Raw genomic sequence first — 13,509 nt, 5'->3', positions numbered from 1 at the left:
TTATGTCGCACCTGAATTTAGTCCGGTTAAACCAGCTAACGACGGAAGAACAGAAAACTGAACTGGCGGAGATTAACCGTCAGTTAGAGTCGTTATCTGCTGCACGGCGTGTTACCTGGGCGTTGGAGAACTTGCCAGAAAACAAAGTGCTCTCTTCCAGCTTTGGGATTCAGGCGGCAGTTTGTCTTCATTTGGTTACGCGTCAGCAGCCAGATATACCGGTAATTTTGACGGATACCGGTTATCTGTTTCCTGAAACCTACCAGTTTATCGATAGCCTGACGGAGCAGCTTAATCTTAATCTGCAGGTTTATCGTGCTCCTTACTCTCCCGTCTGGCAAGAAAGTCGCTATGGCAAGTTGTGGGAACAGGGCGTTGAAGGTATTGAGCGTTATAATCAGTTGAATAAAGTTGAGCCAATGAACCGGGCTTTGGCTGAGTTGCAGGCACAAACCTGGTTTGCCGGTTTACGTCGTGAGCAGTCGAGTTCCCGGGCGCAATTACCTGTGCTCGCCATTCAGCGAGGTGTGTTTAAATTTCTACCGATTATCGATTGGGATAACCGGCAAATTTATCAATATCTGACGGATAATGGCCTGAATTATCATCCTTTATGGGAACAAGGTTATTTATCGGTGGGGGATACCCACACTACCCGTAAATGGGAACCCGGCATGAGCGAAGAGGAAACGCGGTTTTTTGGTTTGAAGCGGGAGTGCGGGTTGCATGAGGGGTGATATTTGATGATGAAAAACCCGATTAATAGATATTGATGGATATTCCGGTCGTAAAATCAGAGGTGCTTATATTGGGTTTGTGCTCGACCGGAAGACCGTTTGTACTTGAGGTCGGAGTGCGTTGAGCTTGACCGGGCTACGGGCAGTTATAAAACACTCTGCAGTGTTTCACCCTTCGGGCCAGCGCGAGCGCTGTTCAAACAGGCTTTGCCTGTTGTACGTCAAAGTATGCTGGGTGACCAAGTGTGTCAGGCCCAGCATTATCGCGATGAGATTAAAGCCGCCATTGATTTTATGATTGGTGGTTTTTAGTGCTATCCGTAGATATTAAATATTTCCTGAACCAGGCCAGCGTTCTGTCCCAGGCAAGTTCTGCTGCTTCTTTGTCATAGCGCGGTGTGGAATCATTGTGAAATCCATGATTCACGCCGGGGTAAATATAGGCTTGATAAGTTTTATGATTGGCTTTCAGTGCGGCCTCATAAGCGGGCCAGCCTTCATTAATGCGTGAGTCTAGCCCGGCGTAATGCAGCAGTATTGGTGCTTTGATGTGTGGTACATCTTCGGTTTTGGCTTGACGACCATAGAAGGGCACGGCAGCACTCAGTTCCAGGTAGGCTACTGCGGCGGCATTAGCGACTCCGCCACCGTAGCAAAAACCGGTAATGCCTACTTTGCCGGTGGTTGTAGCGTGATGCATTAAAAACTCAATGGCAGCGAAAAAGTCATTCATTAATTTAGTCGGATCGATCTGCTGTTGTAGTTCGCGCCCTTTATCATCGTTTCCCGGGTAACCGCCAACCGAACTGAGTCCATCCGGAGCCAGAGCGACAAAGCCTGCTTTTGCCAAACGTCGTGCTACATCTTCAATATAGGGGTTTAGTCCACGGTTTTCGTGCACCACTACCACACCGGGTACTTTACCGCTGGCTTTCACCGGGCGGACGAAATAACCCCGAACGCTACCATGTCCCAAGGGTGATGGATATTGGATATATTCAGCGATAATTTCAGGGTCGGTAAACTCTACCTGTTGCGCATAGCTATAGTCGGGCATCAGTAATGAGCCAAGTGCCGCTGCCGATACTCCACCGACCACCATCTTGGTTGCCAGATCGAGAAATTCACGCTTGCTTATGCGGCCATGTACATAGAAATCAAAATACTCGAGCAGTGCGGGGGGAAAATCTTTTGCGGTGAGACGAGTCATATACAGGCTCCACATTTGCTGTCATCAGATGAGTACAAATAATGGTCTGCTATTGGTGGTTTTGTAAACCAATGGAATGGATTTGTTATATAAAAAACCGGAAAATTACTTTTCCGGTTTTCAGCCAATTCATATTACAACACTATTTTTTAACACACAGGACTTGATATTCACCATTGACCACTTCAACGCCATGGGTGTCGTGAGTAAATCCCGGGAAGCGTTTGTCAAAAGCTTCCAGCGCTTTGAGATAACCCAGTAGTGGGCCATCAGCAGGACCGGCATTTTCCCCCGGCATCAGTAAAGGAATTCCCGGCGGATAGGGAACAACGCCTGTTGCCACGGTTCTTCCTGCCATTTTATTTAACGGTAGACTTTCTATTTGATTACGTACCAGTTGCTCGTAGGCTTCCACTGGGCTGAAGTCTGGTATAGGTAATTCGGAGAAACCGGCGGACATGGCGGCGGTGGTTTTTAGCTCTTTCATCGCGGCAAACATCGTATCAGACAGATCCCGTAACCCCATACCGGCATAGCGTTCCCGGTTGCTCTCCATCAGAGCCGGTAATACATGTTCCAACGGCGCATTAGCATCATAATCCCGTTTAAAATCCAATAGCGTATTGGCCAATGTGCCCCATTTTCCTTTAGTGATACCAATAGAGAACAGGAACAGGATGGTAAAGTCGGTGGTTTTTTCAACCACAATACCCTGACGATCGAGATAAGCTGTGACGATACTTGCTGGAATACCGGATGGCATTAGTGTTCCATCAATCTGCATGCCCGGTGTAACCACCGATACTTTAATTGGATCGAGCATACAATAATTGTCTTCTATATCACCAAACCCGTGCCATGCAGCGTTAGGGTGAAGCACCCAGTGTTGCGGATTACTAATCAGCTCATCCTGAGGAACCTGATAGAAAGGAACGGTTTTATTCTTCCCAATGTGTGTGGTATCCGGCTGCCAACAGTTAAAGAACCATTGTTTATCTGCTGCAAATTCAGCATGCATTCTTGCCATCATTTGACGAAAGGAGACGGCTTCACTAATGGCATCGGTAGTCAGACTTTTACCACTGGTACCATCCATCATGGCCGCGCTGACATCATTGGAAGCAATGATTGGATAGAACGGTGATGTTGAGGCGTGCATCATGAAAGCTTCATTGAAGCGGGTGTGCTCAATAGGATTTCTGCCATTACGGACATGGATCAGCGAGGCTTGAGAGAAGGCCGCCAGTAGTTTATGAGTTGACTGAGTGGCAAAAACGGTAGGGCCTTTTGCATCGTGATCCTTAGGGTCGCCATGCATAGCATGACGATCCTGATAAATAGGATTGAAACGAGCATAGCCATACCAGGCTTCATCAAAATGCAGACGATCCACGCTTTGGCCTAATAGCTCCTCTACACGTTTGACGTTATAACACAACCCATCATAAGTGGAGTTGGTGATAATGGCGTGCACTGGCGTAGCATCAATATCTTTGGTAACCAGAGGGTTATCAGCAATCGACTTTTTGATAGCTTTAGTTGTCAGATGTTCAGGTTTAATAGGGCCAATAATTCCATAGTAGTTGCGCGATGGCATCATATAAGTGGGAATAGCGCCCGACATGGTCATGGCATGTTCCACGGATTTATGACAGTTACGGTCGCATAGTGCGATTTGATTGCGCGTCACACTGGACATCAGGATCACCCGGTTAGAGGTAGATGAACCGTTAGTAACATGATAGGAGCGATGAGCGCCAAATACTCGTGCGGCGTAGTGTTCACTTTCACCAATAGGGCCTGAGTGATCCAGAAGTGAACCCAACTCCCCTACGGATATGGAGAGGTCGGAACGGAATAATTCCTCGCCAAAGAAGTTGAAAAAAGCTTGTCCTACCGGTGATTTTAGGAAGGCTGTACCGCCAGTATGGCCTGGAGTATGCCATGAATATTCATAAACTTTAGAGAATTCAACCAAGGCTTTAAACATTGGTGGTAATGCATCCTGACGGTAACGTTCGGCGGCGGCAATTATCCGACCACTGATAAAAGAGGCTGTATCTTCCAGTAGCCAAATAAAATCGTCGGCTTTCTGCATTGCATCAATAGAGATTTGTGTGGCGCTGGTTCGGTTAGCTAACAAAAATACCGGCATTGAATCATTGCGGCGACGTAAGGTATCCAGAATAACTGTTGGTGATTGATGCTCAGGATCATTATCAAAATCCCAGTTTAACAGTAAGCATTGAATGGTGGGATTTGAGTCAATGATCGAACAGGCATCTTCTACCTGATGCGCGGCTATAACTTCAGCATCGCATTGTTGTAATTCGCAGGTGAGTTCGCTAATAGCACGACCAACAGCGGTAGAATTATCAGTCACGTTGTGTACTAACAAAATACGTATAGGAAACTTATGTAAGCGAATGTCTTGCATGATAACCCCTGAATTTATTTAGGCTGGCAATCTAAGGTTTTAATGACTGAATTGCCGTGCACAAAGACCATAATGGTTAAAATATTAGTACGAAAAGGATTCTCTGAACGGGTACTGCTCAGTGGTAAATCGAACAGCACCGCGTCTTATTTATGGCGTACCTGTCGAAGTTGCTTTATCCAGTGTCGGAGTAATTGATTGAGACTGGGTAGTGGGTGTCACAATTTGTGGTGCCGGTGTGCTGATATTCTGCATATGCTCACGGGCATGAATAATGGTATTTCGATGTTGCCCAACAGAAACCCAGAAGGTTGCAATTAACGCAATGACGGTCACTAACAGGGTGAAGTAACGTACCCAGCCAGGAACTTTGCCTCCGGGCTGAGTATGGTGTTCTTCCATCTCATTTTTTCGGCTGATGGTCATTTCGTAGAAGATAATGGTGGCAACTACAAACATCAGAGCCCAACGTGTCTGGCTACCGTCAGAACCGATCATGGCGCATAAGCTATAAATTGCGGCCACAAGACCGACAATGGTGTAGAAAATGTATTGCCCATTAGAGATTTTTTTGTAGCTGAGAACCTTGAGGGCTACTGATGAATAGATGTAGGGGAGTAACGTCATAATCACGGCGATGGAAGCGATTTTGCCAAACTGTTCACTGGCGGTAGGGGACATAGTTGCCAGTACCTGCAAACTCATGATGGCAGCGACAATGGCTAACCCCGCGGCAGGAACCCCTTTTGTGTTGACTTTAGCGAAGATATTACCAAACAGACCATCGCTTGCAGCAGCCTGTGCCGTTTGTCCGACGATAAGCGTCCATCCGGCTAGCGAACCCAAACAGCCCAGCGCCGCACATAGTGCAACTACTTTGGCGGTACCGTCACCAAACGCAACACGTACTGCATCGGCAAAAGGCGCTGAAGAGACAATCAGCTCTTTATTCGGGATAATTCCCATGATGGCGGTTGAACTGAGAATGTAGCAGACGGCTGCCAGAACTACGCCAACCACAGTTGCAATAGGAACATTTTTGGTTGGATTTTTTACTACGGCTGCTGATACTGAGGCGCTTTCAACACCAATAAAGGCCCACAACGTAAAATTTAGTGTCATGCCTACTGCGCTAACACTATTAGTGCCAGAAACATTCCAGCCAGCCATATAGGTATCACCGCTGAACCAGAACCAACCAAGCAGAGCCATACCAATAATCGGTAACAGAGCAAAGATTGTTGAGATGGACTGTACTTGTCCTACAATTTTAGGCCCCAGCATATTGGCGTAGGCTAATAACCAGATCACGGCTATTTGTGCAACGGCCATGACTAACGGATCCGTTAGTGAAGGAAAGAATGTACTAAGATAACCTAAACCGGCCACTGCCAGACCCACATTACCCACGACATTGGCTAACCAGTACACCAGATTTGTCTGGTAGCCCATATAGTCACCGAAGGCTTTACGGGTATAGGCGTAGGGGCCTCCGGCAGCGGGGTCAAGTGCTGCATGTTTGGCAAACACTAGAGCCAGAGCGATAGAACCGATAATGGTCACTACCCAGCCGATAATGGCGATACCGCCAATAGCCGCTAAATTAGCAGGAAGCATAAATACGCCAGAGCCCATCATACTTCCGGCGACTAAGAATATAGCGGGGATCAATCCAATTTTATTGTCATCAGCAACAGCCATGCACATTCTCCAGTTAATATGATTTCAATTGCAATGATTGCGTCATGGAATCATTGTAGTCAACGATAAGAATTGGAGAGTATCAAGGTAACAAGCGTGTGATTTTATTGGTTAAATCTTTGCTTCTCTAACGATAAATGGAAGGTAAAACGCGTGTTTATTTAAAACTATATTTTTAGACTGTCTTCAGTCCATTAATATTTATGTATCAAATAAACCTTGCTATTTAGCCCTATGATTATTTCTCCCTATTCCATTCAGCTATATCAAATTCCATTTGGTGATTTCATTCGTTAGCAACGACTCTCTATAGTCAGGTTATTGTTTTGTTAAGAACCTGAAGGTTATTGTGGATTATTTACCCCTGTTTGCCGATTTGAAACACCGTCCGGTGCTGGTTGTTGGCGGCGGTGAAATTGCTGCCCGTAAGATTGGCCTGCTATTAAGTGCCGGAGCGGACGTGTTTGTGGTGGCTAAAGCGCTTGGTGCTGAGGTAAATAAACTGCATCAGGAGAAGGCGTTGCACTGGCTGGCGCAGGAGTTTGATACCCATCAGTTAGATGACATTTTTTTGGTGGTGGCTGCGACCAATGACAGCACGCTGAATGCAAGAGTATTTCAGGCAGCTAATCAGCGCCGTCGTTTAATTAATGTGGTGGACGATCCCGCCCGTTGTTCATTTATTTTCCCTTCTATTATTGACCGCTCGCCTTTGGTCGTGGCGATCTCTTCAGGTGGTAAAGCACCGGTATTAGCCCGCTTGTTACGGGAGAAGCTGGAGGCATTATTACCCGCCAGTCTTGGTCAGGTTGCTGACATAGCCGGTAACTGGCGTACCAAGGTTAAACAGCAGCTCCATTCATTAAGTGAACGCCGTCACTTTTGGGAGCGCCTGTTTGATGGCCGCTTTGCCTCACTGATAGCGGCAAATCGCGCCGAAGAGGCGGAGGCCGAGCTTGAGCAACAGCTATATCATCCCGCGTCAACGGTTGGCGAAGTGATGTTGGTTGGCGCAGGCCCAGGAGACCCAGGGCTGCTGACGTTAAATGCACTACGGGCCATTCAACAGGCCGACGTAGTTTTGCATGATGCGCTGGTTACACCAGAGATACTGGAACTGGTGCGTCGCGATGCCACGTTAATTAGCGTAGGAAAACGTGCCGGAGCGCATTCCGTACAGCAGGAAGAGACGAATCAATTACTGGTTGAATTAGCCCAACAGGGTAAACGTGTTGTGCGACTGAAAGGTGGCGATCCCTTTATTTTTGGTCGGGGTGGTGAAGAGCTGGAAGTACTGGTTAATGCCGGTATCCCCTATCAGGTTGTTCCGGGTATTACCGCCGCTGCGGGAGCGGCAGCCTATGCGGGAATTCCACTGACTCATCGCGATCATGCGCAAAGTATTACGTTTATTACCGGACACTGTAAGCCTGAATCTGATGGCCTTAACTGGTCACAGTTAGCTCAGGGGCATCAAACACTGGCAATTTATATGGGAACAGTCAAAGCCAGCGATATTCAACAACAGCTTATAAATCATGGTCGTGCAGCGTCTACACCGGTGGCGGTTATTAGTCGGGGAACGCGCAGCGATCAGAAAGTGTTAAGCGGTACGCTCTCACAACTGCATGAGCTGGCTCGTGAGGCACCAACACCTGCGTTGCTGGTGATTGGTGAAGTTGCAGCATTGCATCAACGGCTGAACTGGTTCGGTGAATCTGATCAGTCACCATTAACATCACAAAATAGTCCGGCGCAGTGGCAGTCGGTAGTCAATCTGGCCTGATGGCCTTCAGACAGAGAATTGAGGTATTGAACGTGGACGAAAAACGACTGACTCACTTACGCCAATTGGAAGCGGAAAGCATTCACATTATTCGTGAAGTGGCTGCTGAATTTGCTAATCCGGTGATGCTTTATTCCATTGGAAAAGATTCATCGGTCATGCTGCATCTGGCGCGTAAAGCCTTTTTCCCCGGCAATTTGCCGTTTCCTTTACTGCATGTGGATACCGGCTGGAAATTTCAGGAGATGTATCAATTTCGCGATCGTACCGCCAAAGCTTACGGTTGCGATCTGCTGGTACATAAAAATCCGGAGGGCGTTGCCATGGGGATCAACCCCTTTGTGCACGGTAGCGCGAAACATACCGATATTATGAAAACCGAAGGGCTAAAGCAGGCGCTGAATAAGTATGGTTTTGATGCCGCATTTGGCGGTGCCCGTCGTGATGAAGAGAAATCCCGGGCTAAAGAGCGTATCTACTCGTTCCGCGACCGTTTTCATCGCTGGGATCCTAAGAATCAGCGCCCTGAGCTGTGGCATAACTACAATGGCCAAATTAACAAGGGAGAGAGTATTCGTGTATTCCCGCTTTCTAACTGGACTGAACTGGATATCTGGCAATACATCTTTTTGGAAAATATAGAGATTGTTCCTCTGTATCTGGCAAAACCACGGCCTATTCTGGAACGTGATGGCATGTTGATGATGATCGATGACAACCGCATTAACCTGCAACCGGGAGAGGTGATTGTGAAACGTAAAGTTCGTTTCAGAACCCTGGGATGTTGGCCGCTGACCGGTGCGGTTGAGTCTGAAGCCGAAACCCTGCCGGAAATTATTGAAGAAATGTTGGTATCAACCACCAGTGAACGTCAGGGGCGGGTTATCGATCGGGATCAGTCAGGCTCGATGGAATTGAAAAAACGTCAGGGTTATTTCTGAGGAATAGATGATGAGTGAAGAGATTAATCAGCCTGTGAGCGTGAATGATGCTATTGCCAGACAAATCGCGGAACAGGGCGGCGTTGAAGCTTATCTTCACGCTCAGCAAAATAAGAGCCTGCTACGTTTTTTAACCTGTGGCAGCGTTGATGATGGCAAAAGTACACTGATTGGACGGTTGTTGCATGATACCCGCCAGATCTATCAGGATCAGCTCACTACCCTGCACAATGATAGCAAACGTATTGGTACTGCCGGTGAAAAACTGGATTTGGCATTGCTGGTGGATGGCTTACAGGCAGAACGCGAACAGGGCATCACCATTGATGTAGCCTATCGCTATTTCTCTACTGAAAAACGTAAATTCATTATTGCCGATACGCCCGGACATGAACAATACACGCGTAACATGGCAACCGGAGCATCCACCTGTGATGTGGCTATTTTGCTGATTGATGCGCGTAAAGGGGTACTGGATCAGACCCGTCGCCATAGCTTTATTGCCACGCTGTTGGGGATTCGTCATCTGGTGGTTGCGGTCAATAAGATGGATTTAGTGGGATATCAACAGTCGGTGTTTGAACAAATTCGCACCGATTATCTGACGTTTGCTAATCAACTTCCGCAGCAAACGGAGATTAAGTTTGTGCCACTGTCCGCGCTGGATGGGGACAACGTCGCCAGTGTAGGAAGCAATATGCCATGGTATTCTGGAGCCACACTGTTGGAAATTCTGGAGACGGTCAATGTGGTGGCTGAACAACAGCAAAAGCCTCTGCGCTTTCCGGTTCAATATGTGAATCGCCCAAATCTGGATTTTCGTGGTTATGCCGGTACCTTATCTTCGGGCGTAATTGAAACCGGACAGGCAATAAAAGTACTGCCTTCAGGGGTAACCAGCCGGATTAAATCGATTGTGACTTTTGATGGTGAACTTCAAAAAGCCTGGCCGGGAGAGGCAATAACTCTGGTGCTGGAAGATGAGATTGATATCAGTCGGGGAGATTTGCTGGTAGCGGCAGAAGATAACAGTTTGCAACCGGCTACCGGAGCAACCCTGGATGTGGTTTGGATGGCGGAACAGCCGCTACAGGCAGGCCAGAGCTACGACATTAAGGTATCAGGTAAAAAGAGCCGGGTACGTATAGAGCGTATTGTGCATCAGCGGGATATTAATTCTCTGGAGCAGCGCCCATCAGAGATCCTGCCCCTTAATGGCATTGGTGTGGTTGAAGTGGTATTTGATGAACCTCTGCTGTTTGATAGCTATCAGACTAATCAGGAGACCGGTAGTTTTATCTTTATCGACCGATTAACCAATGTGACGGTAGGTGCAGGCCTGATTCAGAAAACCGACATTACCCAAAAACAGCAACCAACCTTTAACAGCGAGTTTGAACAGGAATTGTTTGCTCTGATTCGTCGTTATTATCCTCACTGGGATATCAGTGGGACCGCTAACAAAGGGTGATGGCCGATGGAAAATAACATTGTCTGGCACGCTCATCCGGTTACCCGGATTGAGCGGGAACGACTCAATGAACATGGCGCGGTAGTGGTTTGGCTGACGGGGCTGTCAGGCTCAGGTAAGTCTTCCATTGCCGGTGGATTGGAGCAGGCGTTACATCATCTTAATGTTCATACCTATTTGCTGGATGGGGATAATGTCCGTCACGGCCTTTGTCAGGACTTAAGTTTTTCCGATCGGGATAGGAAAGAGAATATCCGCCGGGTGGGGGAAGTATCTGGCCTGATGATGGATGCAGGATTAGTGGTTATCACGGCTTTTATCTCTCCTTATCGGGATGACAGAGAGAGCGTCTCTTTACGCCTGCCAGCAGGCCACTTTATTGAGGTGTTTGTTGATACACCCATTGAGGTCTGTGAACAGCGCGATCCTAAAGGGCTGTATAAAAAGGCCAGAAAAGGAGAAATCACCCAGTTTACCGGTGTTGATTTACCTTATGAAGCTCCGCTAAAACCGGATGTACATTTGGATGGTCAGCAGCCGGTAGAAGAGCTGGTTATTCAACTTATTGATTATCTGAAAGGGCGAGGGATCATTAAAAGCTAAAGTTTCTATTCCTTTGATAACAAACAAGGCCGGTATGAGCTCTGATTCATACCGGCCTTGTTTGTTGCTAGCCTGATAATTCAGCGCCAGCCAAAACATCATTATCTTTTTAGCGCTGTATATGCTATTCACTTCAAGCTATTGATTCTGTATTTTAGATCTAATCCATCAGCGTATCGGCCGCTCATTAAGGAATATCATGAAAGACTGGAATCCTGACCTCTATTTGCAGTTTGAAGCAGAAAGAACACGTCCTGCCGCAGAACTTCTGTCACGTATTTTTCATCCGGAAGCAAAACATATCAGCGATCTTGGCTGCGGGCCGGGGAACAGTACTGAATTGCTCTATCAAGCCTATCCAAGGGCGAATGTCACCGGTGTTGATAGTTCTGAAAGCATGCTGATACAGGCTAAACAGCGACTACCGGCCTGCCATTTCCAACAGGCTGATATTGGTACATGGCGACCGGATATTCCTCAGGACATTATTTACGCCAATGCTTCATTGCAATGGGTGCCGGATCACGACGAATTGCTTCCTCATTTATTGCAGCAGCTTTCCGATCGTGGTGTTCTGGCCTTTCAGGTGCCAGATAATCTGGAGCAGCCTTCCCATGCATTAATGCGTAAAGTGGCGATGGAAGGGGTCTGGTGGGAGAAGTACAGTGAACAGGTATTTAAACGCAGCCCGTTGCTGACCACCGAAGGATATTACGATTTACTGGCTGGTCATGGTTATCAGGTTGATATCTGGCGCACTACCTTTTACCACGTATTACCATCGGTCTCTTCCATTGTTGAGTGGGTGAAATCAACCGGGCTTCGACCGTTTCTTTCCCCGCTGGATGAGAGGGAGCAACAGCTGTTTTTACAGCAATATCAGGCGGAGCTGGAGAAGGTGTTTACCTCCCGTCAGGATGGGCATGTTTTGCTGCCTTTCCCGAGACTGTTTGTCATCGCCAGTAAAAAACGTTCGGTAATACATTAAGTAAATGATTAATGGCCTGAGGCACAACAAATGCCTCAGGCGATGGTGATTAGCGTTTACTAATTTGATCGAAAATACCATCCGTTGAAAAGTGCTCTTTTTGTGCTTTTTGCCAGCCGCCAAAAAGCTGATCGACGGTAAACAGGCTTAGCTGCGGGAAGTTAGCAGAGAATTGCTTCAGTACTTCCGGATCGCGTGGTCGGTAATAGTTTTTAGCGGCAATAGTCTGGCCTTCTTTGGTGTAGAGATACTTCAGATAGGCTTCTGATACTTCACGAGTACCATTTTTATCCACTACGCTATCGACTACGGCTACTGTTGGCTCAGCCAGAATAGAGACGCTTGGCGTAACAATTTCAAACTGATCTTTGCCTAACTGCTCAATGGCCAGTAGAGCCTCATTTTCCCAGGCAATCAATACATCACCAATACCGCGTTCCACGAAGGTGGTAGTAGAGCCGCGAGCCCCGGTATCCAGCACTTGAACGTTGTTATATAGCGCTTTAACGAACTCCTGTGCTTTGGCTTGATCGTTATTATTATGCTTCAGCGCATAACCCCAGGCAGCCAGATAGTTCCAGCGAGCACCGCCGGAGGTTTTAGGATTTGGTGTAACCACATTCAGGCCCGGTTTAATTAAATCGTTCCAGTCATGGATTTGTTTTGGATTTCCTTTGCGTACCAGGAAAACAATAGTGGAAGTATAAGGTGCAGAGTTATCAGGTAAATGAGTGAGCCAGTTCTTATTTAATTTGCCATGCTCTGCAATCGCATCGACATCATAGGCCAGTGCCAGCGTAACGACATCGGCAGAAATACCGTTGATCACGGATGATGCCTGTTTGCCCGAACCACCATGAGATTGCTTAATGGTTACCGTATCGCCCGTTTTATCTTTCCAATAGGTCGAGAAAGCCTGATTATACTGTTGGTACAGCTCTCTGGTAGGATCGTAAGAGACATTGAGCAGATGTATATCTTTCGCAGATACGCCGGTCGCGGTAAGAAAAAGCAGTATGCCGATATTCCAGTTACGCATGGGTGGTCGCCTCATTAGATGGTTAGGTAATTAACGTATTGAGACTGCCAGAAAATGGAATTGGACAATAAAGAATAAAAAGATACTTTTTATAACAATAAGGAATATCTCATTTATTTACTTTTAGCCTACGGGGTAGCATGGTAGTGACCATGACAATTTGGGGGTGGGATGAATGAAAGGATTTCTGCGTATATTACGCTATCTGGTATTGGTGATTGCGGTGGTTGCAATCTTCTTTACCTGGCAATGGTATTCATTAAAAAAAGAGGCTGAAGCAGCGTTTAACCATAACCCGGTGATTGCTCAATATTTAGGCAAAGTCAGCGTTGAAAAAATGGGTTTAAGCGTATTTGCTGCTCAATGTCCCAGCGGCTGTGAGCACTACCTGATGAAATTACGCGGTGAAAAGGGTAACGCGATGGCGGTGTCGGATTTATCGAAAGGAAGTGAAGAGCTTTCTTATGCCATTTTGTGCCTGTCCAGCGGTGAGAATATTGCGTTAACTAAAGATGCGGAACTGATTGTGGCAAATGAACGTGAGTCAGCCTGCCAGTAATCTTTACTGTCCTGAAAAGTATCAGTTAGCTGAATTG

10 protein-coding genes and 1 pseudogene are annotated in these 13,509 nt (G+C 47.0%); 7 read left to right on the top strand and 4 right to left on the bottom strand.

Annotated features, from left to right (window positions below):
- The first annotated feature begins 2 nt into the window (after nucleotides 1–2).
- Entirely contained in the window at nucleotides 3–737 is a 735-nt protein-coding gene (locus EKN56_RS11310) for a phosphoadenylyl-sulfate reductase (RefSeq protein ID WP_130591872.1), read from the top strand.
- Nucleotides 738–1,029: 292 nt separating this feature from the next.
- Here the strand turns inward: EKN56_RS11310 and yghX are convergent, their stop codons facing one another.
- The 3 genes and pseudogenes from yghX to adiC all read right to left on the bottom strand — a co-directional run.
- Nucleotides 1,030–1,947, bottom strand: coding sequence for a YghX family hydrolase (yghX, locus tag EKN56_RS11305; RefSeq protein ID WP_130591871.1), 918 nt, complete (start codon nucleotides 1,945–1,947; stop codon nucleotides 1,030–1,032).
- A 142-nt stretch (nucleotides 1,948–2,089) separates the two neighbouring features.
- On the bottom strand, nucleotides 2,090–4,354 hold the full coding sequence (locus tag EKN56_RS11300; protein WP_407656554.1) for an Orn/Lys/Arg family decarboxylase: 2,265 nt from the start codon (nucleotides 4,352–4,354) through the stop codon (nucleotides 2,090–2,092).
- Between the two features lie 396 nt (nucleotides 4,355–4,750).
- Nucleotides 4,751–6,091 (bottom strand): annotated as a pseudogene (gene adiC, locus EKN56_RS11295) (arginine/agmatine antiporter); the annotation flags it as partial.
- A 343-nt stretch (nucleotides 6,092–6,434) separates the two neighbouring features.
- Between adiC and cysG the strand changes: the two are divergent.
- The 5 genes from cysG (at nucleotide 6,435) to tam (ending at nucleotide 11,874) form a co-directional block, all read left to right on the top strand.
- Nucleotides 6,435–7,871: a siroheme synthase CysG gene (gene cysG / locus EKN56_RS11290; protein WP_130591868.1), complete on the top strand. Its 1,437-nt coding sequence runs from the start codon at nucleotides 6,435–6,437 to the stop codon at nucleotides 7,869–7,871.
- A gap of 32 nt (nucleotides 7,872–7,903) precedes the next feature.
- Entirely contained in the window at nucleotides 7,904–8,812 is a 909-nt protein-coding gene (cysD, locus tag EKN56_RS11285; protein WP_130591867.1) for a sulfate adenylyltransferase subunit CysD, read from the top strand.
- A gap of 7 nt (nucleotides 8,813–8,819) precedes the next feature.
- Complete coding sequence (gene cysN / locus EKN56_RS11280) at nucleotides 8,820–10,283, top strand: sulfate adenylyltransferase subunit CysN (protein ID WP_168189644.1); 1,464 nt, start codon at nucleotides 8,820–8,822, stop codon at nucleotides 10,281–10,283.
- Between the two features lie 6 nt (nucleotides 10,284–10,289).
- A complete protein-coding gene (cysC, locus tag EKN56_RS11275; RefSeq protein WP_130591866.1) occupies nucleotides 10,290–10,886 on the top strand; it encodes an adenylyl-sulfate kinase in 597 nt (198 codons plus the stop codon).
- A 199-nt stretch (nucleotides 10,887–11,085) separates the two neighbouring features.
- Nucleotides 11,086–11,874 (top strand): trans-aconitate 2-methyltransferase, encoded by a 789-nt coding sequence (tam, locus tag EKN56_RS11270; RefSeq protein WP_130591865.1) that lies wholly within the window; start codon nucleotides 11,086–11,088, stop codon nucleotides 11,872–11,874.
- Nucleotides 11,875–11,923: 49 nt separating this feature from the next.
- On the opposite strand, the gene EKN56_RS11265 is transcribed toward tam, so the two are convergent.
- On the bottom strand, nucleotides 11,924–12,913 hold the full coding sequence (locus EKN56_RS11265) for a sulfate ABC transporter substrate-binding protein (RefSeq protein WP_130591864.1): 990 nt from the start codon (nucleotides 12,911–12,913) through the stop codon (nucleotides 11,924–11,926).
- Nucleotides 12,914–13,088: 175 nt separating this feature from the next.
- Between EKN56_RS11265 and EKN56_RS11260 the strand changes: the two genes are divergently transcribed.
- Nucleotides 13,089–13,472: a hypothetical protein gene (locus tag EKN56_RS11260; RefSeq protein ID WP_130591863.1), complete on the top strand. Its 384-nt coding sequence runs from the start codon at nucleotides 13,089–13,091 to the stop codon at nucleotides 13,470–13,472.
- Nucleotides 13,473–13,509: the final 37 nt, after the last annotated feature.

The sequence above is a fragment of the Limnobaculum zhutongyuii genome (assembly GCF_004295645.1).
Lineage (GTDB): Bacteria > Pseudomonadota > Gammaproteobacteria > Enterobacterales > Enterobacteriaceae > Limnobaculum > Limnobaculum zhutongyuii.
This window is presented reverse-complemented; position numbering and strand designations above follow the sequence as displayed.

Excerpts from the sequence above, each read along its gene's own strand:
- EKN56_RS11310 (WP_130591872.1), top strand. The coding sequence starts at position 3 with ATGTCGCACCTGAATTTAGTCCGGTTAAACCAGCTAACGACGGAAGAA.
- yghX (WP_130591871.1), bottom strand. The coding sequence starts at position 1,947 with ATGACTCGTCTCACCGCAAAAGATTTTCCCCCCGCACTGCTCGAGTAT.
- cysN (WP_168189644.1), top strand. The coding sequence starts at position 8,820 with ATGATGAGTGAAGAGATTAATCAGCCTGTGAGCGTGAATGATGCTATT.
- cysC (WP_130591866.1), top strand. The coding sequence starts at position 10,290 with ATGGAAAATAACATTGTCTGGCACGCTCATCCGGTTACCCGGATTGAG.
- tam (WP_130591865.1), top strand. The coding sequence starts at position 11,086 with ATGAAAGACTGGAATCCTGACCTCTATTTGCAGTTTGAAGCAGAAAGA.
- EKN56_RS11265 (WP_130591864.1), bottom strand. The coding sequence starts at position 12,913 with ATGCGTAACTGGAATATCGGCATACTGCTTTTTCTTACCGCGACCGGC.
- EKN56_RS11260 (WP_130591863.1), top strand. The coding sequence starts at position 13,089 with ATGAAAGGATTTCTGCGTATATTACGCTATCTGGTATTGGTGATTGCG.